This is a genomic window from Streptosporangiales bacterium, from assembly GCA_009379825.1.
In the GTDB taxonomy this organism is placed as follows: domain Bacteria; phylum Actinomycetota; class Actinomycetes; order Streptosporangiales; family WHST01; genus WHST01.
Genome location: WHTA01000069.1, coordinates 1 through 20,221, shown reverse-complemented (window position 1 = coordinate 20,221; position 20,221 = coordinate 1). Strand labels below are relative to the sequence as shown.

Below are 20,221 nucleotides of genomic sequence, written 5' to 3'. Positions count from 1 at the left end.
CGACCATGACTGGCACGATCATCGACAAGATCTGGGATCGCCACGTCGTGCACTCAGGCGGCGCTTCCCGCCCGGGCCTGCTCTACGTCGACATGCACCTGCTGCACGAGATCAGCAGCCCGCAGGCGTTCGAGGGACTGCGACTGGCGGGGCGTACTGCGCGGCGGCCCGACCTGACCCTCGCCGTCGAGGACCACACGGCGCCGACCGACGGGCAGGGCATCGTGCACGTGATCGGTCCCGAGCTCGGGCTCACCCAACCGGGCATGACGCTGGTCTGCGATGACAGCCACACCTCCACGCACGGCGCGCTCGGCGCGTTCGGCGTGGGCATCGGCACCAGCGAGATCGAGCACGTGCTCGCCACGCAGACGATCCAGCTGAACCGGCCCAGGACGCTCGCCGTGCACGTGGCCGGCAGGCTGCGCGAGGGCGTCACTGCCAAGGACCTGATCCTCGCCGTGATCGCCGACCTGGGTACGGGCGGTGGCGCGGGCTACGCCATCGAGTACCGCGGCGAGGCGATCGAGGCGATGTCGATGGGCAACCGGATGACGGTGTGCAACATGTCCATCGAGGCCGGCGCGCGTGCCGGCCTGATCACGCCGGACGAGAAGACGTTCGCGTGCCTGCGCGGCAGGAAACACGCTCCCGGTCCCGACCAGTGGGATGCGGCCGTCGCCGACTGGCGGCCGCTGGCCAGTGGCCCGGACGCCAGCTACGACAAGGAGATCACGATCGACGCCGGCGAGCTGGCGCCGTACGTCACGTGGGGCACCACGCCGGCGCAGAGCGTGCCGCTGACGGGCAACGTGCGGACCCGGCGGACATCGCCGACCCGGTGCAGCGTGCCGCCGCCACGCGTGCGCTGGAGTACATGGACCTGCCCGCCGGCACCAGGCTCGGCGACGTGCCCGTCGACATGGTTTTCGTAGGTTCGTGCACCAACGGCCGGCTCGACGACCTGCGTGCCGTGGCCGAGGTGCTGCGCGGTCGCCGCGTCCACGAGACGGTGCGGATGCTCGTCGTGCCAGGCTCGTTCTCGGTGCGGCAGCAGGCGGAGCGGGAGGGGCTCGACGAGGTCTTCCGCGCGGCCGGCGCCGAATGGCGTACGGCGGGCTGCTCGATGTGCGTCGGCATGAACGGCGACAGCCTCGCGCGCGGGCAGCGCTGCGCCTCCACGTCGAACCGCAACTTCGAAGGCCGGCAGGGCGCCGGCGCGTACGCACCTGGTGTCACCGCCCGTCGCCGCGGCGACCGCGGTACGCGGCGCGTTCACCGCGCCGGCCGACCTGCCCTAGCTGGTCGCCAGCAGGTCGAGGAACTCCGGGACGGTCATCGCGGTGAGGGCGTCGTGGTCCAGGCAGCGCTCGACGACGGTGGCCGCGTGGCGGTGCGGGAACCTGGTGGCCACGTTCTGCCGGAACTTCTCCTCGAGCAGCGGTAGGCCCTCGTCGCGGCGTACGCGGTGCCCGACCGGGTACTCGACCTCCACGGTGTCGGTGGCCGTACCGTTGGTGAAGACCACCCGGACGGCGCTGGCGATGGACCGCTTCTGCGGGTCCAGATAGTCACGGGAGTACCGCGGCTCCTCGGTCACCACCATCGCCGCACGCAGCTCGTCGATGCGTGGGTCGGCGGCCGCGGCCGCCTCGTAGTGGTCCGCGGTCACCGTGCCGTGGATGAGCGCGACGGCGACGATGTACTGCAGGCAGTGGTCGCGGTCGGCCGGGTTGTGCAGCGGGCCGGTCTTGTCGATGATCCGGATCGCCGACTCGTGCGTGGCGATCTCCACCCGCGCCACCTCGGCCAGCCGCGGCGCCACCTCGGCGTGCAACCGGACGGCCGCCTCGAGCGCGGTCTGCGCGTGGAACTCGGCCGGGTAGGAGATCTTGAACAGGACGTTCTCGATCACGTAGCTGCCCAGCGGCCGCGCCAGGGTGAGCTCCTTGCCTGCCGTGACCACATCGTGGAAGCCCCAGGTGGAGGCGGTCAGCGCGGTGGGATAGCCCATCTCGCCGGCGAGCACGAACAGCGCGAGCCGCACTGCCCGGCCGGTGGCGTCGCCGGCCGCCCACGACTTGCGGGGGCCGGCGTTCGGCGCGTGCCGGTACGTACGCAGCGCGCCGCCGTCGAGGAAGGCGTGCGAGCACGCGGCGGCGATGTCGTCGCGGTCGCCGCCGAGCAACCAGGTCGCGACGGCGGTGGACGCGACTCGCACGAACAGCACGTGGTCGAGGCCGAGCCGGTTCATCGAGTTGTCGAGCGCGAGCACGCCCTGGATCTCGTGCGCCTTGACGATGGCGGTGAGCACGTCCGTCATGGTCAGCGGCGGCCGGCCACTGCGGACGCGGCGGTTGGACTCGTAGCCCGCGGCCGCGAGGATCGCGCCGACGTTGTCCGACGGGTGGCCCCACTCCGCGGCGAGCCAGGTGTCGTTGTAGTCGAGCCAGCGCACCATGGTGCCGATGTCGAACGCGGCCTGCACCGGGTCGAGCACGTACGCCGTGCCCGGTACCTGCACACCGTCAGGCACCGTCGTGCCTGGTACGACAGGACCGAGCAGCTTCGTGCATTCCGGGTAGCGCAGCGCCAGCAGACCACAGCCGAGCGCGTCGACGAGCGTCGCGCCCGCTGTCCGGATAGCGAGACCGCTGTCGATCTGGGCGTTCGAGACATAGTCGGCGATGTCGTCGAGCAGCGGGTCGCACTTACGCGCAGTCGTGTCGTCAGCACTCACGTCAGCAGCATAGCTACGGGTAAGGTCGCACCGTGGCGATCACGTTGGTCCTCGAGGGCGCGGCCGATGACCGATGCATCGTGCGTCTCTCGCCGATCGCTGAGCTGTCGGCCGCATTGCATGCCCTGAACGAGATCGACCACCATCCACGCAGCCATGAGTGGGCCGACCTGGTGCGTCGTACAGTGCCCGGCGCGTTGCTCGACCAGGTGCGCGCGTGGGCGCCGCTCTGGGGGTCGTTGCGGGCCAGGTTCTTGATGCCGCTCGACGACGGACCCCAGCGGACGTTGGCCAAGGAGATCTCGGATATCGAGACGCTCGGCGAGCGGCACTTCGTCGCCATGTGCGCGGAAGCCATCGTGGACCGCGACCGCACCGTACGGTACGAGCGCCTCGGCGACGACCGATCCGCCGTACAGCGGTTCCGCGACCGCGCCAGGCAGCTCTCCGCTACGCGGTTGACCCTCGCCGAGAAGTTGCTCGCCGATCCCGGGTCGCTGCGCGCCGACGTGGTCGGGTTCCTCCGCGCGTTCGCCAGGTACGCGTTCGACGAGGAGTGGGAGGCGCAGCGCCCGCTGCTGATGCGGGAGGCCAGGCAGCGTGCGCGCGAGGTGGAACGTCGCGGGCTCGGCGTGCTCACGTCGCTGTCGAAGACCGTGCACGAGTGCAACCGCCCCCGCCGGGTCGTCTTCGACAAGCTCTACGACGGCAGCGCGAGGATCGCCGACCAGGTCTGCCTGATCGTGCCTTCCGTCCACGTCCGCCCGCACGTCGCCATCAAGCACAACGCGGGACTGCCGATCGTCGTCCAGTACCCGGTCGGCGGCACCAACGAGGTGACCTACGACCTGGTACGGACGCGCATGCTCGTGCTCAGCGACCCGATCAGGATCCGGATGTGCCGCTGGATCCTGCGCGAGCCGCACACCACGAGCGACCTGGCGAGGCGGATGGGGATGTCGCAGCCACAGGTGTCGAGGCATCTGCGCCGGCTGCGCGACGCGGGCCTGGTGCGTACCTGGCGCGAGGGCAGGCTGGTCTTCTACGCGCTCGACCCGGCGCCGATCGACAACCTGGGCAGCGACCTCGTCGACGCATTGCGTAGATGAGGTGTGTCCTGCGACTACGCGAACAATTGCCACTTGACGTAGGTGCTCCGGCTCTCGCACTGTGAGCGAGAAATGCCACCCTCGAATGACCCACCAGGTTCGGCGAGCCTCCGTCGCGATCTCGAGATCCTCGACGTGCTCGCCAGTGACGAATGCCGTCGGCGCGGCGGGCTCGGTGTCGTACGCATCGCCGAACAGCTTGGGCGGGAGAACAGCCAGGTGTCGCGGGCGCTGCGGGCGCTCGCGGCGGCCGGCATGGTCGAACGCGATCCGCAGACGCTGGACTACCGGCTCGGCTGGCGGCTCTACTCGTACGCGACCCGCACTTTCGAGGCGCGTCTCGTGCACCTCGCCAGCCCGTACATCCGCCGGCTGGTGGCCGCGGTGCAGGAGACCACGCACCTGTGCGTGCTGCGCGCCAACCAGGTGCTGACGCTGTGGAGCGAGGCGGCGCCGCACACCTACCGCGCACCCGCCTGGGAGGGCAGCTCCGTACCGGTGATGTCGACGTCGGCCGGGCGCGTGCTGCTCAGTGACTGGGAACCCGACGTCGTGCGCAAGTGGTTCGACGACGCCGACCTCGACACGTCGGGCGAGCGGCCGCGGGTACGTACGGTCGACGACCTGGTGAAGGAGCTCGCGGAGGTCAAGCACCGCGGTTACGCCCTGGTGCGGGAGGAGTTCGAGGTGGGGGTGGTCAGCTGCTCCGCACCGGTGAAGGACGTACGGGGCCGGGTGGTGGCGGCGATCAACGTGTCGGCACCGAGCCCGCGTCTTGGCAGCCGGCTGGACCAGGCCGGCCGCCTCTCCGCGCGCTGCGCGGCGGACATCTCCCGTGCGCTGCGTCAGGAGAACTCCAAACGCTAGCCCGGTCGGCCGACTGGGAGGCGCCACCGGCGTCGCCGTTGCATACTTCCGACATGGCGGAAAGGTCGGCACGTACGCACACTGGTCCCAAGCCACCGGCGCGTGCCGGTGCGCCTCGACGACGAGAGTCCGGTGTCGTGCAGGAAGCACCCGACACGGCGGTGCTGCTGGCCACGGGCGCGGAGTTCCGCACCAGGTCAGGAGCCCGGCCGAAGATGCTCTGCCGGGTCGGTGGTGTCAGTCTGCTCGAGCGCTCGCTGCGGGTGCTCAGGGCCGTGGGGATCGCACGGGTGCTCGTCGTGGTCGGTCGGCGGGGCACCGAGGTGGCCGCCGCCGCGGCCGCGTGCGACCCGAACGCCGAGATCGTGCACGACCCGAGCTGGACCGAGGGTACGGCTGCGTCGGTGCTGGCCGGGGTGCGGGCCGCGGCGACCGAACGGTGCCTGGTGGTCATGGGCGACCACGTCTTCGACCCGGCCGACGTGCGGCGGTTGCTCACTGCGCCAGGGCGGTCGGCGTTCGCGGTCAGCAGGGACGCCGGCAGGGAGATCGGCGGGCTGGCCGGTAGGCGGCCCACCAGGCTGCGGATCGGTGCCGACGGCAGGATCCGCGCGCTCGGCCACGACCTGACCGACTTCGACGCGGTCAGCGCGGGCCTGAGCGTGGTGCAGGTCGCGGACCTGCTCGGCGCCGTCGACGAGGATGCGCCCCCGTCGTCCTGGGTGGCGCTCAGGCAGCGGTTGGTCGCCGCCGGGCACGAGGTGATCGCGTGCGACACCGGCGACTTCTGGGCCGCCGTGGACTCACCCGAGGGCATCAAGCGGCTGGAACGGGCGATGTGGCGCAGGTACGGTCCGAAGCCGACCGACAGCCTGCTGAACCGGGTCTTCACCCGGCGGATCTCCGGCCCGTTCACCCGGCTGCTGCTGCGTACCGGCATCACGCCGGACACCGCCACGTACGCCGCCTTCGTGCTGACGCTCGCGGCGGCCGCGTTGGTCGCGACGGGTGAGCGATGGTTGCTGGTCGTCGGTGGCATCGGGGTCATCCTGGGGTGCGCGCTCGACGGCGTGGACGGTGAGCTCGCCCGGGTCAGCGGCCGCTCGTCCCGACGGGGCGCGGTGCTCGACACGCTGCTCGACAGGTACGCCGACCTCGCCGTCGTCGTCGGCCTGGTGTTCGGCGCAGGTGCCACGGTGGCCGCGCTCGGTTGGGGGTTGGCCGCAGCGGCGGGCTGTCTGCTCGTGTCCTACGTGCACGCGGTCGGCAGGGACACCGACGTTCGGCTGCTGCTCCGGCGGGAGTTCCGGCTGCTCATCTTCGCGGTCGCGGCGGTGTCCGGCTTCCCGTTGTGGGGGCTGGTCGCGGTGGCCGTGCCGGCGAACGTCGACGTGGTGCGCGGCGTGGTGCTGCTCCTGCGCGCGACGCGCTGACGGTCAGCCGCCGGCGAGCAGCTCGTCGCGTCTCGCGGTGAGCTGGTCGCGCTTCGCGGTGAGCTCGTCGCACCGCTGCTTCAGCCAGTGCACCATGGCGATCAGCCATTCGGTGATGTCGCTGACCTCTTCCAGGCTCTGCTTCAGCCGCTTGTGCCTGGCCCAGTCGAAGACGATGTTGTCGATGAACAGGTCGGCGAACCACCGGGTGTTGACCGCGGGCAGCTGCACCGACGCCTCCACGCCGATGTCCGCGAGCTCCCGGCTGAAGCTGTCCAAGGCGCGCTGCCCGACCCAGGCCAGCTCGTCGGCGGCGTTGCTGTGCTGGTGCTTGTAGTAGTCGGCGTACGGCGCGAAGAACGTGAGTACTTCACCGACGACGTCGCGGCGGCTCGCCCGGATGGCGTGGCCGAGGTGGTCGTTCATGCGCATGATGACGCCGCCTGCCGCCATACCCGCCTGCTGCGCCTCGGTGTACTCGTGCAGGTCGGAGTCGGCGGTCATGAACTGGGTGTGCACAAGGCTGAGTTCCTGCCCGCGTGGGTCGCCCAGCTCGGCCAGCTGTTGGGCCTTGCGCTTCATGGCGTAGTCGTAGCGCTCTCTCGCGTCGCCGAGTGCGGCGAGCTCTGCCCGTAGCTCGGTGAGCTCCACACCGATCTGCTGCAGCCGGCCGCGCTCGCCCTCGAGCTTCAACCAGGCGGCCTCCGCCTCGACGCGTTCGGTGGCCAGCTTCGTCTCCCGGCCGCCGACGAGATCGGCGATCAGCTTGGCGAACCCACCGCGCTCCAGCCGGTCGACGTCGCGGCGCTCCGACGCGAACTCCCGCTCGTACGTGGCGACCCGTTCCTGCACGGCCTCGTGCAGGTCGGTGAGGTGGTAACGCTGGTTGACCAGCTGATCGTAGCGGCGTACTCGTGCATGTGAGTCGCGTATCGCCTCGTCGACGTTGAACACGCTGGATTCGTCGGACATCGCCAGGATCCTACTGCCAGTGACGGTTCCGTGGTGTTCTCGCCTCGTTCTTTCCGTGCCTCGCGCCGCTCAGGGTGTCGTCCAGGGTCTTCCCTGACGCCGGGCGGGGAGCTCTCTCGCATACTGGGTGCGTGGGAACCGGAGACTTGCACCCGAGCGCGATCGACACGTACCTGACCGACCTGTCGACGGCGCTCCGTGGTCCCCGTCGGGTGAAGGCGGGGCTGCTCGAGGAGGCGCGCGACGGCCTGCTCGAAGCGGCCGAGGCCGACCAGGCGGCCGGCGCCGAGCGGCCGGTGGCCGAGCGCCGAGCCGTCGCCGAGTTCGGGCGGGTTCCCGACGTCGTGCCCGACTACCAGCGGGTGCTCGGGTTCGCCCAGGCCAGGCGTACGGCCGTGCTGGTGTTCCTGGTCACTGCGCTGCAGAGCATCGGGTCGACGTTCGCGTGGCGGACGGCGGGGCTGGGCTGGACGAGCGATCCCGGACCCTTCTACTACCTGGCGTCCTCCGTCGTGGACTGGACGGGCGTCGGGCTGAAGGTGCTGACCCTGCTCGTGCTGCTGATGTGCGGCATCGGTGTCAGGTTCCTCGGCGCCAAGCGCTGGATCCCGCGGGTCACCGGCTACTACGCGGCCGGCGTGTGCGTGTACTCCGTGCTGGTGGCCGCGCTGCTCGCCTCCGGCTACTCGGCCGAGGTGCTGTTCACCGCGCCGCGGCTCGGCTGGTTGTTGGCGGTCGGCTTCGTGCCGTTCCTGTTCCTCGGCTGGTCGGCGCGCCGGTGCCTGGTCTCCGCCTGACTCACTGCTCGGCGACGACCGCGTAGGCGCGCACCGGGAAGGTGCCGCACCCCGCCACCGGTGCCGGCACGGCGTGCAGCCGCGCGCCGTTCGCCGGCAGCCGGTCGAGGTTGGTCAGGTGCTCGAGCACGGGAATGCCCGCGCCGAGCAGTGCGGTGTGCACCGGCCGGGTGCCGTCGGCCGCGTCGTCGACGTTCACCGCGTCGATGCCGACCAGCGCGGCACCCGATCGAACCAGCCACTCGGCGGCGTCGGCGGTCAGGTACGGCGCGTCCCCGCCGTACGCGGGTGTGCCCCAGTGTCTGTCCCACCCGGTGTGCACGAGCACGGCGTGCCCGGTGACGTCCAGGCCCGCCAGCGCGTCGGCGTGGATGCCGCGGCCGGTGGCGCCCGCCGCCCGGACGACCACGACCGGCAGGTCGGCGAGCGACTCCAGGGGTAGCCCGGCGAGGTCGGTGCCTTCGGGATACCGGTGGTACGGGCTGTCCACGTAGGTGCCGGTGTTGCCGACCATGGTGACCCGCTGGATGGCGAACTCGGTGCCGGGCGCGTAGTGCTCGCGGGACGCCTGGTGGCTGAGGTGGTCGCTGATCTCCGGGCCCGGCAGGCCGGGGAACGTGGTCATGCCGGCGGTGATCGGGTGGCTGAGGTCGATGAGCCGGTACTGCGTCATGGGGCGAGTTTGCCCCATCCGAGGCGCGACCAGTACGTCCCCGGGCGTAGCCGGATGGTCGTCGCGCGACGGACGCGGCGACGGCGGCGGTCCACGAAGGTGAGCACGACGCTCGCTTCTGGGTGTCGCCACTCGCCCGCACTGGAGGTCGTCATGTACGGAAGTCAACCCGTCTCGCCCGAGTCGACGCCGAGGGTCAGAGGACCGAACCCGCACGGCATCGGCGGCGTGCTGTTCGCGGTGCTGTTCCTCTCCAGCCAGACGGTGGCCGGGATGTTCGCGACGGGCGCGGCCCCGCTGCCGGACGCCGAGGCCGCAGAGATCGCGGCGTACTTCGCGCGGAACCAGCTGGCTGCCGGGGTGCTGAGCACGTTCCACGCGGTGGCCGCGCTCGCCCTGCTGACCTTCGTCCGGCCGGTCGTCGCGGTGGTCAGGGACGCCGCAGGGACCCGGCGTGCGCTCCCGGTGGTGGCCGCCGTCGGCGGCGTGCTCGCTGCGGTCGGCCTGTTCGTCTCCGCGGCTCTGGGGTTCGCGCTGGCGCTGTTCGCGCCCGGGTGGGAGCTCGGCGTGGTCGCGGCGGTGCGGATGACCAACTTCTACACCGGCGGTGTCGTGCACGTCGTCAGCCTCGGGGTGTTCGTGGGCGCCGCAGCGCTCGCGACCGTGCGGCCGGCGGCGTTGCCGAAGGGCATAAGGATCTACGGCTGGGTCGCCGCCATCCCGGCGGTGCTGTCGGTGCTTTCCGTCCCCATCTACCTGGCGTCGGTGCTGCTGCCTGTGGGGCGCATCCTCTGCCTGGTGTGGTGCGTGGCGGCCGGCGTCGCGGTGCTCGTCGGCGTCCGCCGGTTCGCCGGCGTCCGTACGAGACCCGCTGCCCCGCCGTCGCCCACCTGACCCCACGGCCGGCCGGTGTGTCCGCTGGACACACCGGACGGCTTGCCGCCTGGGCACGGCCGGGTCCGGCATCATGAAGCCGCGAGGCATACGGGTCGCGCCGAGGCGATGGGGGATGGATGGCCCTGTTCGGGCGCCGCAAGCAGGTCACACCGCCGATGGTCCGGCCACCGGCGCAGCGGGAACCCAGCGACCGTGCCCCGTGGGCACTGCGGGTGATGAGCGACTGGTCGTGGCGGCTGCTCGTCGTCGGACTCTTCCTCGCCGCGATCCTGTGGCTGCTGTACCAGGTGAAGGTCGTCGCGATCGCGTTCATCGTCGGCGTCCTCGTCACCGCGCTGCTCTTCCCGTTCGTCGCGGCGCTGAACCGGATCGGGTTCCCGCGCCTGCTGTCCACGGTCACGGTCTTCGTCGTGGGGCTGGGCGTGCTCGTCGGGGTGGGCTTCTTCGTCGGTAACCAGGTGAGCAGGAACGCGCTCGCGCTGCGCGAACAGGTGCTCGACGTCGTGGCGCAGGGAGAGGACTGGCTCGCCAACGGTCCGCTGCAGGTCGACGCCGCGCAGATCGCCGAGCTGACCGCTCGGCTCCAGGACGCGATCAAGACCAACTGGCAGGAGATCGCGACGGGCGCGGTCACCGGTCTCGGCACCACGGTGGAGGTCGTCGGCGGGGTGATCCTGGCCGCCTTCAGCGTCTTCTTCCTGCTGCACGACGGCCCGCAGATGTGGGCGTGGTTCACGGCGAAGGTGTCCGAGGGACCGCGCACCCGGTTGCGAGAGGCCGGTGCGGTGGCCTGGCGCACCATCAGCCACTACGTACGCGGCACCGTGGTCATCGCGTTCACCGATGCGGTCGCCGTCACGATCACGTTGCTCATCGCGGGTGTGCCGCTCGCCGTGCCCGTCGGCGTGCTGGTGTTCCTCGGCGCGTTCGTCCCGATCCTCGGGCTCGCCATCACCGGTGCACTCGCGGTCGCCCTCGCCCTGATCTCCAAGGGCCTGATCGTCGCGGTCGTGGTGCTCGGCGTCATCGTCCTCGCCGTGCAGGTCGAGGGGCACGTTCTGCAACCGATCGTGATGAGCCGCGCGGTACGCGTGCATCCGCTCGCGGTGATCCTCGCGGTGACCGCAGGGACGTTCATCGCGGGCATCTTCGGCGCGGTGATCGCCGTGCCGCTCGTGGCCGTGCTGAACAACATGCTCACCAGCAAGGTCATCGACTTCTCGCCGCCGCAGCGGCGCACCGGACGGCGGTGGCGTAGGCAGCGGGCCGGCGCCGAGTCGGGCTAGCTCTTCGGCCCCTCGACCTGGCCGAAGCCCTCCCCGGCGACGAGGCTGGCACCGATCCTGCGGGTGAGACCGGGCAGCACGCACACCAGTAGCAGGCCGACGGCGAGCCAGCCGGCCGCGATGTAGGGGAACACGTCGTACGGCGGCTCGGTGCCGCGGTTCTCCCAGAACACGTAGCCGAGGAACGCCACGGACAGCACCGGCAGGACCCGGTCGACGACCCCCAGCCCGGCCGGCTGGCGGACCGAGCGCACGAGCAGCGCGACGCTGGTCATCCCGTAGACCACGATCAGCACCAGGGACGCGAGCGTCGCGGACCAGAAGAACTGGTTGGTGACCTGGTCGCCGCCAGGCAGCAACGCCACCAGACCCATCACCACGACGACGAGTGCGAGCACGGTGTAGACGGCGTTGCGCGGGATGTCGTGCTTCTCGTTCTTGCGGCCGAGGGCCTTGGGGCCGAAGCCGTCCCTGCCCATCGCGAACAGCACCCGGGAGGCAGCCGCGGTGCAGCCGGTCGCGGACGCGAAGGCACTCGCCACGGCGCCGATGTTGATCAGCACGGCGAACGTCTCGCCGATGTATGTCTGGGCCAGGTCCGCGAGGGTGCCGCCGGACGAGGCGAACGCGTCCACGCCGGCCTCGTCCACGCCGAAGCCGGAGATCTGCACGTACATGCATAGCGTGTAGAACACCCCGAGCAGCACCACGGACACCCAGATCGCCCGCGGAATGTTGCGCCGCGGCTCGCGGGTCTCCTCGCCGAGCGTGGCCGCACCCTCGAAACCGGCCCACGAGAGGAACCCGAACACCGTGGTGGCGAAGACCATGCCGATGCCCGCGTCGCCGGGCAGCAACGGGGTCAGGGTGAAGCTCTGCCCGTCGGGGCGTTGTCGGTGAGCAGCGTGCCCGTGACCACCGCGAGCAGCACGAGCACCAGGCCGACGCTCAGCGCCTCCAGCCCGATCAGCGTGTGTGCCACCGCCCGTACGTCCCTCGTGGTGAGGGCGAGTACGGCTACCAGCACGAGGCCGACGAGGACGGCACCTGCACCCCGAACAGCCGGTCGAGCAGCGTGGTGAGGAACAGCGCGGTGGCGGAGCTGGTGGTGATGATGAAGCCGAAGTACACGCCGAGCAGTCCCCAGCCGGAGAAGAACCCCGCGCGCGGGCCGATGGTCGCCCCCGCGAGCGCGTAGACAGAACCGGCGTGGTGGAACCGGCCGGTGAGCCGGACGAACGAGTACGCCACGAGCGCGACGCCGCCGAACGACAGCAGGAAGGTGAGCGGTACCGCGGGGCCGACCATGGTGGCCGGCTGTGCTCCGTTCAGGCTCATTGCCAGCGTCGGCGCCATGATGCTCAGCGACAACGCGATGGCGCCCCAGAAGCTCAGCGTCCCTGACTTCTTGGCCGGCTGCTCCATGCCACTCTCCTCTGCGCTCACCCCCGACAACAGAGAATGACGTGTATTACGCCTAGTCTGTTAACCCCTGAAAATGTAATGTACGTTCCATGACGCAGGAGATCGCGAGCGAGCTGCGCCGGCTGCTGCCGACGCTGCCCGCCGCACAGCGCAGGGTGGCGCGGGTGCTGTTGGCCGACTATCCGGCCGCCGGCCTGCAGACCGTCGCGAAGATCGCGGAACGCTCCGCGACCAGCGGCCCGACGGTGCTGCGGCTGCTCGACCAGCTCGGCTACCAGGGCCACCCGGAGTTCCACCAGGCGTTGCGCGAGGAGCTCACCACCCAGCGCACGTCACCGCTGACCCAGCTGAACCAGTCGGCGGAGGGGCCGTCCGCGGCTGAGGTGCTCTCGTCCGGGGTCGCGCGCTCGGTGGCTGAGCTGTCCGCCGACGAGCTGCGCGCCGCGAGCAAGCTGCTCACCAACCCGCGGCGGTCAGTGTACGCCACCGGCGGCAGGTTCACCGACCTGCTAGCCGACTACCTGATCAGGCACCTGCGTGAACTGCGCCCCGGCGTACGGCACGTGGCCGCGGGCGACCGGGTGCCCTGCCTGCTCGACCTGCATGCCGGCGACGTCGTGGTGGTCTTCGACGTACGCCGGTACCAGCGCGACACCCAGCTGTTCGCCGCCGAGGCCGTCAACAGGGGCGCGAAGCTGATCGTGGTGACCGACCCGTGGCTCAGCCCGGTCGCGACCGACGCGAACGTCGTGCTCCCGGCGAGCGTGCAGGCGCCGAGCGCGTTCGACTCGATGGTGCCGGCGATGGCCGTCGTGGAGACGCTGATCGGGTACGTGCTCGCCGAGTACTCCGACAAGGCCGCCGACCGGCTCGCGGAGTTCGACCGGCTGTGGTCGCTGCAGCACGGCGACATCGACCCGTAGGAAGGGACGTCCGTTGACCGACGTACTGGCCGAGTTCGTGGCCGACCTGCCGTTGTTCGACCACCACTGCCACGGCGTGGTGCGGGACCTGCCGGACCGGGCCGCGTTCGAGCTGCTCGCCACCGAGTCCGACTGGGCGGCGCCCGCGGGCACGACGGTCTTCGACTCGCCGTTCGGGGTCACCGTGCGTGCGGAGTGCGCGCCGTTGCTCGACCTGCCGCGGCACTGCACAGCCGACGACTACCTGCGGCGGCGGTTCGAGCTCGGGGTGGCCGAGGTGAACGAGCGGCTGCTGCCGCGTACCGGCATCTCCGTCTACGGCATCGACACCGGCTTCCGCACCGACACCATCCTGACGCCGCCCGAGATGGCCGCGCTCGGGCGGGCGTCCGCGGTGACCATCGTGCGCCTGGAGCAGGTGGCCGAGGAGGTGTTCGAAGCCGGCACCACGGCGGCCGGCTTCGCCGCCGACTTCGCGAGCGCGCTCGACGAGGCGAGCCGGCACGCCGTCGGCTACAAGAGCATCGTGGCGTACAGGTACGGGCTGGACTTCGATCCCGTACGGCCCGGCCCGGTGGAGGTGCGCGACGCGGCCGCCGAGGTGCTGCGCGACCAGCAGCTACGGGTCGCGCACCCGGTGCTGTTGCGGCACCTGCTGTGGAGTGCGGTCGACCGCCGGCTGCCGTTGCAGTTCCACGTCGGCTACGGCGACTCCGACATCAACCTGCACCGCTGTGACCCGAGCCAGATGACGGAGTTCATCCGGCTCACCCGGGAGAGCGGTGCGCAGATCATGCTGCTGCACTGCTACCCGTTCCAGCGCGAAGCGGCGTACCTCGCGCAGGTGTTCCCGCACGTGTACCTCGACACCGGGGCGGCGGTGAACTACACCGGCGCCGGTGCCAGGGACGTCGTCCGGGAGTCGCTCGAGCTGGCGCCGTTCCACAAGGTGCTGTTCTCCACCGACGCGTTCGGCCTGCCCGAGCTGTACTACTGCGGCACACTGCTGTGGCGCCGGGCCGTGACCGACCTCTTCGGCCACTGGGTCGACAGCGACCTGATGGGTCTCGCCGACGCGCGGCGGTACCTCACCATGTTGGCTAGCGGCAACGCCGAGCGCGTCTACCCGGATGTGCGCCCGTGACAGGTGAGCTGTGGCGGGCGGTCGAGGCCCGGCTGCCGGCAGCCGTCGAGCTCCGCCGCGAGCTGCATGCTGCGCCGCGTCTCGGCGGGGCGGAGGAACCGGTGGCCGCCAGGCTGGCCGAGCTGATCGGGCAACCTGACGCCGAGTCGGTCGACGGTGGGCGGCTGCTGCGCATCGGCGACACGGCCGGCCCGGCGATCGCCGTAAGGGCGGAGCTGGACGCGCTGCCGATCACCGAGCAGACGGGCGTGCCGTGGGCGTGCACCACCGGGGCGATGCACGCGTGCGGCCACGACGTGCACCTGGCCGCTCTCACCGCCGTCGCGCAGGCGGCGCGCGACGGCGACCTGCCGGTGCCGATGCTGGCGACGCTGCAGCCGCGGGAGGAGACCTACCCGTGCGGGGCCGTGGACGTGCTCGCGTCGCCGGCCTGGGCCGCGCACGACGTCGCGGCCGTCGTCGGTGTGCACCTGCAGCCGCAGCTGCCTGCCGGCCAGGTGTCGCTCGTGCCTGGCCCGGTGAACGCCGCCGCCGACGAGTTCACCGTGACCGTCACCGGCGCCGGGGCGCACGCCGCGTACCCACACCTGGGCCGTGATCCGGTCGTCGCCATGGCCGCGGTGGTCACAGCGCTGCAGCACCTGGTGTCGCGCCGCACCGACCCGATGGACGCCGCGGTGCTGACCATCGGCCGGATCAACGGCGGCCAGGCCGCGAACGTCATCCCGAGCGCGGTGCAGATCGGCGGCACGCTGCGGTCGTTCGACGTCGAACACCGGGCCGCGATGGTGGCCGCGATCGAGTCCACCGCCGCGCTCGTAGCTCGCGCCCACGACTGCGTCGCCGTCACCGAGGTGTCCGCGGGAGAACCGGTGCTGCACAACGATCCCGGCCTGGTCGAGCAGATCGCGCCGCGGCTGGCGGACGCCGGGTTCACGCACGGCCGCGCCCTGCGGTCGTGCGGCGCGGACGACTTCTCGTACTACTGCGAACGCCACTCGGCGGTGATGGTCTTCGTCGGCGTCGGTGACGCCGCGGCCGACTCGCCGGGTCTGCACCATCCGAGCTTCCTACCCCCTGACGGCAGCGTGGCCGACGTTGCACGGGCAATGGTCGCCGGCTACCTCGGTGCATGCGCTGCCAGCCCTACAGGTGAGGAGTCGGCCCCATGACAAGTGCGGACGTGCTGCTGAGCATCGTCGACAACGCGGCCGCGACCCGGACGAAGCTGGTGCCACGGCGCCGGGTCGCCGGTGCGACGAGCAAGGGCATCGGGCTGTCGCCGGTGTTCGCCGTCATGTGTATCAACAACGACATCACCTCGTCGCCGGCCGTGTCCGGGCCTGTCGGCGACATGCGGCTGCTGCCCGACCTGGACGCCGGCGCCGTGCTCGACGACGAGCTGGTCTGGGCGCCCGCCGACCAGCTCGACCAGCAGCTGGAGCCGATGCCCTTCTGCCAGCGCAGCGCCGCCGGCCGGTTGGCGGGCGCGGCGGCGGCCGACGGCTGGCACTACCTGATGGCGTTCGAGCTGGAGTTCACCGTGTTCCGTACCGAGGGCGCGGACGTACGACCGGCGCACGAGGGCCCGGGGTACGCGATGACACCGTTCCTGCTGCTCGAGCCGTTCCTGCGCGACCTGCTCGCCGGCCTCGAGGCGGCCGGGATCGAGGTGGAGCAGGTGCACCCGGAGTACGGCGACGGCCGGGTCGAGGTGTCGATGGCACCGGCGCCGCCGGTGCGTGCGGCCGACAGGTATGTACTGGCGCGGTTGATCACCACCCGGACAGCGCTGCGGCACGGACTGCGGTGTCGTTCGCGCCCGTGACCACGACCGAAGGCGGCGTCGGCAACGGTGCGCACGTCCACCTGTCGGCGTGGTCGGACGACACCAACGCGTTCGCCGGCGGCGCCGGCCGGTTCGGGCTGACCGAGGCGGGCGAACAGATGGTCGCCGGGTTGTGCGGCGGCCTGGTGGAGTCGGTCGGGCTGCTCGCGCCGAGCGTGCTCAGCTACCAGCGGCTGGTGCCCGGGCACTGGTCCGGCGCGTGGGGCTGCTGGGGGCTGGAGAACAGGGAAGCCGGCATCCGGTTCGTGCAGGGCACCGCCGGCCACGGCGCGCGGGCGGCCAACTGCGAGGTGAAGGTCGTCGATGCCACCGCCAACCCGTACCTGGTGGTTGGTGCGTTGCTGGCGTGGCTGCAGCACGGGCGCAGCGTCGAGGCGGCGCTGCCCGAGCCGGTGGCCGGTGACCCGGCGGCGCTGTCCGACGCCGAGCGGGCGGGCTGCCAGGTGGCCACGCTGCCGCGGGACCTGGGCTCCGCACTCGACGCGCTGGAGTCGAGCACCGTGCTGCGGGAGGCGTTCGGCGCGCCGCTGCTCGACAGCTTCGTCGCCGTGCGGCGGCACGAGCTCGCGACGTACGGGCCGCTCTCGAACGAGGAGACCGGTCGCGAGTTGCGCTGGAGGTACTAGGCATGGCGAGAGGACGGCCGCACCGGTCGCTGTGGCTGCACGAGGCCGGGGTCACCCCGGCGCTCGACCCGCTGCGGGGCCGGGTCCGTGCGGACGTCGCCGTCGTCGGCGGTGGGTACGTGGGCCTGTGGACCGCGCTGCGGATCAAGGAGCTGGCCCCGGAGACCGACGTCGTGATCCTCGAGGCCGACGTGTGCGGCGGCGGCGCGTCCGGGCGTAACGGCGGCTTCGTGCTCTCCTGGTGGCCGAAGATCTCGTCGCTGGTCGCGCTGTGCGGTGAGGCCGAGGCGATGCGGCTGGTGAGGGCGTCCGAGGACGCCATCACCACCATCGGTGACTTCTGCCGGGCCAAGGCGCCTGCGGCCGACTTCCGGCAGGCCGGTTGGCTGTGGACGGCGACGAGCAGCGCCCAGGACGGCGCGTGGGCGGGTGTGGTCGACGTCAGCGAGCGGCTGCGTCCTGGTGCCTTCACCGTGCTCGAGCCGGCCGAGGTCGCGCGCCGGTCCGGTTCCGCCAGCCACCTGGCCGGGGTGCTCGAACACTCCGGCGGCACCGTGCATCCCGGCCACCTGGTGCGTGCGCTGCGTGCCGAGGCGCTCGACGCCGGCGTGCGGATCTTCGAGCACTCGCCGGTGCGCGGGCTCGCCCGTACGGGGGTTCCCGTGGTCAGCACGGCTTCCGGCCGGGTGGTCGCCGATCGCGTGGTCGTCGCGACGAACGCGTGGGCGGCCGGACTGCGTGAGCTGCACACCAGCCTGTTCGTGATCTCCAGCGACATGATCACCACCGCGCCGATCCCCGGGCGGCTGGCGGAGATCGGCTGGACGGACGGCGTCGGGGTCACCGACTCGCAGATGCTGGTCTGCTACTACCGCACGACGGGCGCCGGGCGGGTCGCGTTCGGCAAGGGCGGTTGGTCGATCGGGCTCGGCGGCTGGATGCCGCCGTCGATGCAGCGGCACCGGGGGCGGGCGAGGCTAGTCGAGGCCGACTTCCGGCGCTACTACCCGATGTTGCGCGACGTACCGATCACGCACGACTGGGCCGGGCCGATCGACCGTAGCCACAACAGCCTGCCGTTGATCGACTGGCTGAACCGGGACCGCACCATCGCGTACGGCGTCGGCTGGTCGGGCAACGGGGTCGGCCCTAGCGTGGTCGGCGGCAGGGTCCTCGCCTCGCTGGCGCTCGGCCGCGACGACGAGTGGGCGAACTGTGGCCTGGTCGGCGCTCCGCGCCGGCGGTTTCCGCCGGACCCGGTGCGCTACGTCGGGGCGCACCTGGTGCGGGAGGCGATCGTACGCAAGGAACGCGCGGAAGCCCTGGAGCTGGCGCCCGGCCGGATCGCGACCGCGTTGAGCGGTCTGGCCCCCGCCGGCCTGGAGGACAAGTCCTGACCGAGCCGGACCGTAGTCGGCGGTTTCCGGTCTGGGCGGTCGGCTGTCGGTGCCGGCGGCTAGTGTCCCGCGGTACCGATCCACGTTGCGACCTGGGAGCGTTTCATGGCATCACGTCTCAACCCGTACCTGAGCTTCGACGGCAACGCGCGTCAGGCGATGGAGTTCTACAACGGCGTCTTCGGCGGCACGCTGAACCTCAACACCTACGGCGAGTTCGGCGCCGACCACGGCGCCGACGCCGACAAGATCATGCACAGCATGCTCGAAACCGACGACGGCTTCGCGCTGATGGGCTCCGACCTACCGCCGGGCGAGGAGTACAAGCCAGGCAACACCATGACAGTAAGCCTCAGCGGCGACGACGACTCCCTGAGGCAGTACTGGGAGCAGCTCTCCGCCGGCGGCACAGTAGCCGTCCCCCTCGAGAAGCAAATGTGGGGCGACGAGTTCGGCCTTTGCACCGACCGCTTCGGCGTCTCCTGGATGGTGAACATCAGCCCCCCACAAGCCTGACGGAGCCGCCAGCCCCCGGGCGCCTGGTGGCCGGTAGCGGTCCCGGTCCCGCTACCGCTGCCGCTGCCGCGTGTGTGTCGCGCTGCCGCTGCCGCGTGTGTGTCGCGGTAGCGGGTGCGGCGGTGCCCGTGGCCGACGCCGTGAGCGTGACGCCGGCCGACACCCGGTGTCGCGGCGCCCGTGTCCCGCGCGGTGTGTGTGTCGCCGTGCCCGTGACCGGCGCGCCGTGGGGCTGACGCGGCGCCCGTGTCCCGCGCGGTGTGTGTGTCGCCGTGCCCGTGACCGGCGCGCCGTGGGGCTGACGCGGCGCCGGTAGCGGGTGCGGCGGTGTGTGTGTCGCCGTGCCCGTGACCGGCGCGCCGTGGGGCTGACGCGGCGCCGGTAGCGGGTGCGGCGGTGTCCATGGCCGACGCCGTGAGCGTGTCGCGGGCCGCTGGGAGGTGGCCGGTGCGTGAGTGTGACGTCGGCCAGCACCCGGTGTCGCGGCGCCCGTGTCCCGCGCGGTGTGTGTGTCGCCGTGCCTATGACCGGCGCGCCGTGAGGCCGACGCAGCGCCCGCGGCCGGAGCGGTCGCGAGTGTGTCGTGGCGCCCCTGACCGGCACCGTAAGTGTGACGCCGCGCCGTGCCCGTGGTTGGTGTCGTGAGTTGTCGCGGTGCCTGCGGCCCCGAGGCGCGCAGGTTGCCGTTCGCTGGGGTTTCGGGGGACGCTGCGCGGTTGATGACGGGGTTTCGCGGCATTTCGTACGGTTGGCGCGCGGCGGTTGGCGCTGCGGTGGCGGCCGTTGGCCGGCTGCTCGACCCGCGCCGACCCGCGCGGCGGGTGCTGTTCGCTGGGCTCGTGGGGGTCGTCCTGCTGGTCGCCGGGTTCGCCGTCGTCTGTGGGGACGTGGGGGACGGTGACGGTCTGGCGGCTTACGACCGGTCGGTGCTCGGCTGGCTGACCGGCCAGCGCGGCGACGATCTCACCATCGTGGTGCGCTTGGTGACCGCGCTGGGCGCCGCGGTGTCGGCGATCGTCCTCGGCGGGGTCGGTGCGCTGCTCGGTGTGCTGCGGACCCGCCGGGCGTGGCCGCTCGTCCTGGTGACCGTCGCGCTGTGCGGCGCCGGTCTCAGCATCGTGCTGGTCAAGCAGCTCGTCGGTCGGGTACGTCCGCCGGGTGTCACGGCGCTGGTCGGCGAGACCGGGTGGTCGTTCCCGTCCGGGCACACCCTCGGCGCCACCGTCACGTTCGGTGTACTCGGCTACCTCGGTGTGCGGCTCGTCCGGGCATGGTGGCACCGCGTCTGGATCGTCGGTGTGGCAACGGTGATGATCGTCGCCGTCGGGGTCAGCCGGATGTACCTCGGTGTCCACTGGCTGACCGACGTCGTCGGCGGGTGGCTGCTCGGCGCGGCCTGGCTCGTCGCCTGCCTCACCGTATGCCAGCTGTTAACCGCAGACAGGAGCGATCGATGACCCCGTTCGACATCGAAGTGCCGGATGCGGAGCTGGCGGACCTGCGGCAACGCCTGCGGCACACCCGCTGGCCCGACGCGCAGACCGTCGACGACTGGTCGCAGGGCGTG

18 protein-coding genes and 2 pseudogenes are annotated in these 20,221 nt (G+C 71.5%); 15 read left to right on the top strand and 5 right to left on the bottom strand.

What is annotated here, in order from left to right:
• Positions 1-5 precede the first annotated feature (5 nt).
• Positions 6-1,301: pseudogene (locus tag GEV07_24485) on the top strand (3-isopropylmalate dehydratase large subunit).
• On the opposite strand, the gene GEV07_24480 reads toward GEV07_24485, so the two are convergent.
• Positions 1,298-2,740 (bottom strand): bifunctional 2-methylcitrate dehydratase/aconitate hydratase, encoded by a 1,443-nt coding sequence (locus GEV07_24480; protein MQA05738.1) that lies wholly within the window; start codon positions 2,738-2,740, stop codon positions 1,298-1,300. The pseudogene GEV07_24485 and the gene GEV07_24480 overlap by 4 nt on opposite strands.
• Before the next feature lie 32 nt (positions 2,741-2,772).
• Between GEV07_24480 and GEV07_24475 the strand changes: the two genes are divergently transcribed.
• The 3 genes from GEV07_24475 to GEV07_24465 all read left to right on the top strand — a co-directional run bounded on the left by GEV07_24475 (position 2,773) and on the right by GEV07_24465 (position 6,149).
• A complete protein-coding gene (locus tag GEV07_24475) occupies positions 2,773-3,849 on the top strand; it encodes a metalloregulator ArsR/SmtB family transcription factor (protein ID MQA05737.1) in 1,077 nt (358 codons plus the stop codon).
• A 72-nt stretch (positions 3,850-3,921) separates the two neighbouring features.
• A complete protein-coding gene (locus GEV07_24470; protein MQA05736.1) occupies positions 3,922-4,716 on the top strand; it encodes a helix-turn-helix domain-containing protein in 795 nt (264 codons plus the stop codon).
• Between the two features lie 53 nt (positions 4,717-4,769).
• The gene (locus tag GEV07_24465) at positions 4,770-6,149 is read left to right on the top strand and encodes an NTP transferase domain-containing protein (protein ID MQA05735.1); all 1,380 of its coding nucleotides are present in this window, start codon (positions 4,770-4,772) and stop codon (positions 6,147-6,149) included.
• A gap of 3 nt (positions 6,150-6,152) precedes the next feature.
• On the opposite strand, the gene GEV07_24460 is transcribed toward GEV07_24465, so the two are convergent.
• Positions 6,153-7,121: a hypothetical protein gene (locus GEV07_24460; GenBank protein ID MQA05734.1), complete on the bottom strand. Its 969-nt coding sequence runs from the start codon at positions 7,119-7,121 to the stop codon at positions 6,153-6,155.
• A gap of 146 nt (positions 7,122-7,267) precedes the next feature.
• Between GEV07_24460 and GEV07_24455 the strand changes: the two are divergent.
• A pseudogene (locus tag GEV07_24455) lies at positions 7,268-7,558 on the top strand (hypothetical protein).
• A gap of 361 nt (positions 7,559-7,919) precedes the next feature.
• Here GEV07_24455 and GEV07_24450 read toward each other — a convergent pair.
• A complete protein-coding gene (locus GEV07_24450; protein MQA05733.1) occupies positions 7,920-8,609 on the bottom strand; it encodes a cyclase family protein in 690 nt (229 codons plus the stop codon).
• A 135-nt stretch (positions 8,610-8,744) separates the two neighbouring features.
• On the opposite strand from GEV07_24450, the gene GEV07_24445 reads away from it, so the two are divergent.
• Complete coding sequence (locus tag GEV07_24445) at positions 8,745-9,485, top strand: hypothetical protein (GenBank protein ID MQA05732.1); 741 nt, start codon at positions 8,745-8,747, stop codon at positions 9,483-9,485.
• A gap of 119 nt (positions 9,486-9,604) precedes the next feature.
• Positions 9,605-10,774 (top strand): AI-2E family transporter, encoded by a 1,170-nt coding sequence (locus GEV07_24440; GenBank protein ID MQA05731.1) that lies wholly within the window; start codon positions 9,605-9,607, stop codon positions 10,772-10,774.
• On the opposite strand, the gene GEV07_24435 is transcribed toward GEV07_24440, so the two are convergent.
• On the bottom strand, positions 10,771-11,631 hold the full coding sequence (locus GEV07_24435) for an amino acid permease (protein MQA05730.1): 861 nt from the start codon (positions 11,629-11,631) through the stop codon (positions 10,771-10,773). The genes GEV07_24440 and GEV07_24435 overlap by 4 nt on opposite strands.
• 160 nt (positions 11,632-11,791) lie before the next feature.
• Positions 11,792-12,199 (bottom strand): hypothetical protein, encoded by a 408-nt coding sequence (locus GEV07_24430; protein MQA05729.1) that lies wholly within the window; start codon positions 12,197-12,199, stop codon positions 11,792-11,794.
• An 89-nt stretch (positions 12,200-12,288) separates the two neighbouring features.
• Between GEV07_24430 and GEV07_24425 the strand changes: the two genes are divergently transcribed.
• From GEV07_24425 to GEV07_24390, 8 genes are all read left to right on the top strand, one after another.
• On the top strand, positions 12,289-13,122 hold the full coding sequence (locus tag GEV07_24425) for an SIS domain-containing protein (protein MQA05728.1): 834 nt from the start codon (positions 12,289-12,291) through the stop codon (positions 13,120-13,122).
• Between the two features lie 13 nt (positions 13,123-13,135).
• Positions 13,136-14,266: an amidohydrolase family protein gene (locus GEV07_24420; protein ID MQA05727.1), complete on the top strand. Its 1,131-nt coding sequence runs from the start codon at positions 13,136-13,138 to the stop codon at positions 14,264-14,266.
• Positions 14,267-14,274: 8 nt separating this feature from the next.
• Positions 14,275-15,438 carry an amidohydrolase gene (locus tag GEV07_24415; protein ID MQA05726.1) on the top strand — a complete coding sequence of 388 codons (1,164 nt, stop codon included), beginning with the start codon at positions 14,275-14,277 and terminating at the stop codon, positions 15,436-15,438.
• Positions 15,326-16,741 carry a hypothetical protein gene (locus GEV07_24410; protein ID MQA05725.1) on the top strand — a complete coding sequence of 472 codons (1,416 nt, stop codon included), beginning with the start codon at positions 15,326-15,328 and terminating at the stop codon, positions 16,739-16,741. Before GEV07_24415 ends, GEV07_24410 begins: the two co-directional genes overlap by 113 nt.
• A 2-nt stretch (positions 16,742-16,743) precedes the next feature.
• Complete coding sequence (locus tag GEV07_24405; GenBank protein MQA05724.1) at positions 16,744-18,138, top strand: FAD-dependent oxidoreductase; 1,395 nt, start codon at positions 16,744-16,746, stop codon at positions 18,136-18,138.
• 105 nt (positions 18,139-18,243) lie between these two features.
• The gene (locus GEV07_24400; GenBank protein ID MQA05723.1) at positions 18,244-18,654 is read left to right on the top strand and encodes a VOC family protein; all 411 of its coding nucleotides are present in this window, start codon (positions 18,244-18,246) and stop codon (positions 18,652-18,654) included.
• Between the two features lie 719 nt (positions 18,655-19,373).
• The gene (locus GEV07_24395; protein MQA05722.1) at positions 19,374-20,111 is read left to right on the top strand and encodes a phosphatase PAP2 family protein; all 738 of its coding nucleotides are present in this window, start codon (positions 19,374-19,376) and stop codon (positions 20,109-20,111) included.
• Positions 20,108-20,221: epoxide hydrolase (locus GEV07_24390; GenBank protein MQA05721.1), on the top strand; the 114-nt coding region annotated here is incomplete at its 3' end. The genes GEV07_24395 and GEV07_24390, both read left to right, overlap by 4 nt.

Excerpts from the sequence above, each read along its gene's own strand:
- GEV07_24470 (MQA05736.1), top strand. The coding sequence starts at position 3,922 with ATGCCACCCTCGAATGACCCACCAGGTTCGGCGAGCCTCCGTCGCGAT.
- GEV07_24465 (MQA05735.1), top strand. The coding sequence starts at position 4,770 with ATGGCGGAAAGGTCGGCACGTACGCACACTGGTCCCAAGCCACCGGCG.
- GEV07_24460 (MQA05734.1), bottom strand. The coding sequence starts at position 7,121 with ATGTCCGACGAATCCAGCGTGTTCAACGTCGACGAGGCGATACGCGAC.
- GEV07_24450 (MQA05733.1), bottom strand. The coding sequence starts at position 8,609 with ATGGGGCAAACTCGCCCCATGACGCAGTACCGGCTCATCGACCTCAGC.
- GEV07_24445 (MQA05732.1), top strand. The coding sequence starts at position 8,745 with ATGTACGGAAGTCAACCCGTCTCGCCCGAGTCGACGCCGAGGGTCAGA.
- GEV07_24440 (MQA05731.1), top strand. The coding sequence starts at position 9,605 with ATGGCCCTGTTCGGGCGCCGCAAGCAGGTCACACCGCCGATGGTCCGG.
- GEV07_24430 (MQA05729.1), bottom strand. The coding sequence starts at position 12,199 with ATGGAGCAGCCGGCCAAGAAGTCAGGGACGCTGAGCTTCTGGGGCGCC.
- GEV07_24425 (MQA05728.1), top strand. The coding sequence starts at position 12,289 with ATGACGCAGGAGATCGCGAGCGAGCTGCGCCGGCTGCTGCCGACGCTG.
- GEV07_24405 (MQA05724.1), top strand. The coding sequence starts at position 16,744 with ATGGCGAGAGGACGGCCGCACCGGTCGCTGTGGCTGCACGAGGCCGGG.
- GEV07_24400 (MQA05723.1), top strand. The coding sequence starts at position 18,244 with ATGGCATCACGTCTCAACCCGTACCTGAGCTTCGACGGCAACGCGCGT.
- GEV07_24395 (MQA05722.1), top strand. The coding sequence starts at position 19,374 with ATGACGGGGTTTCGCGGCATTTCGTACGGTTGGCGCGCGGCGGTTGGC.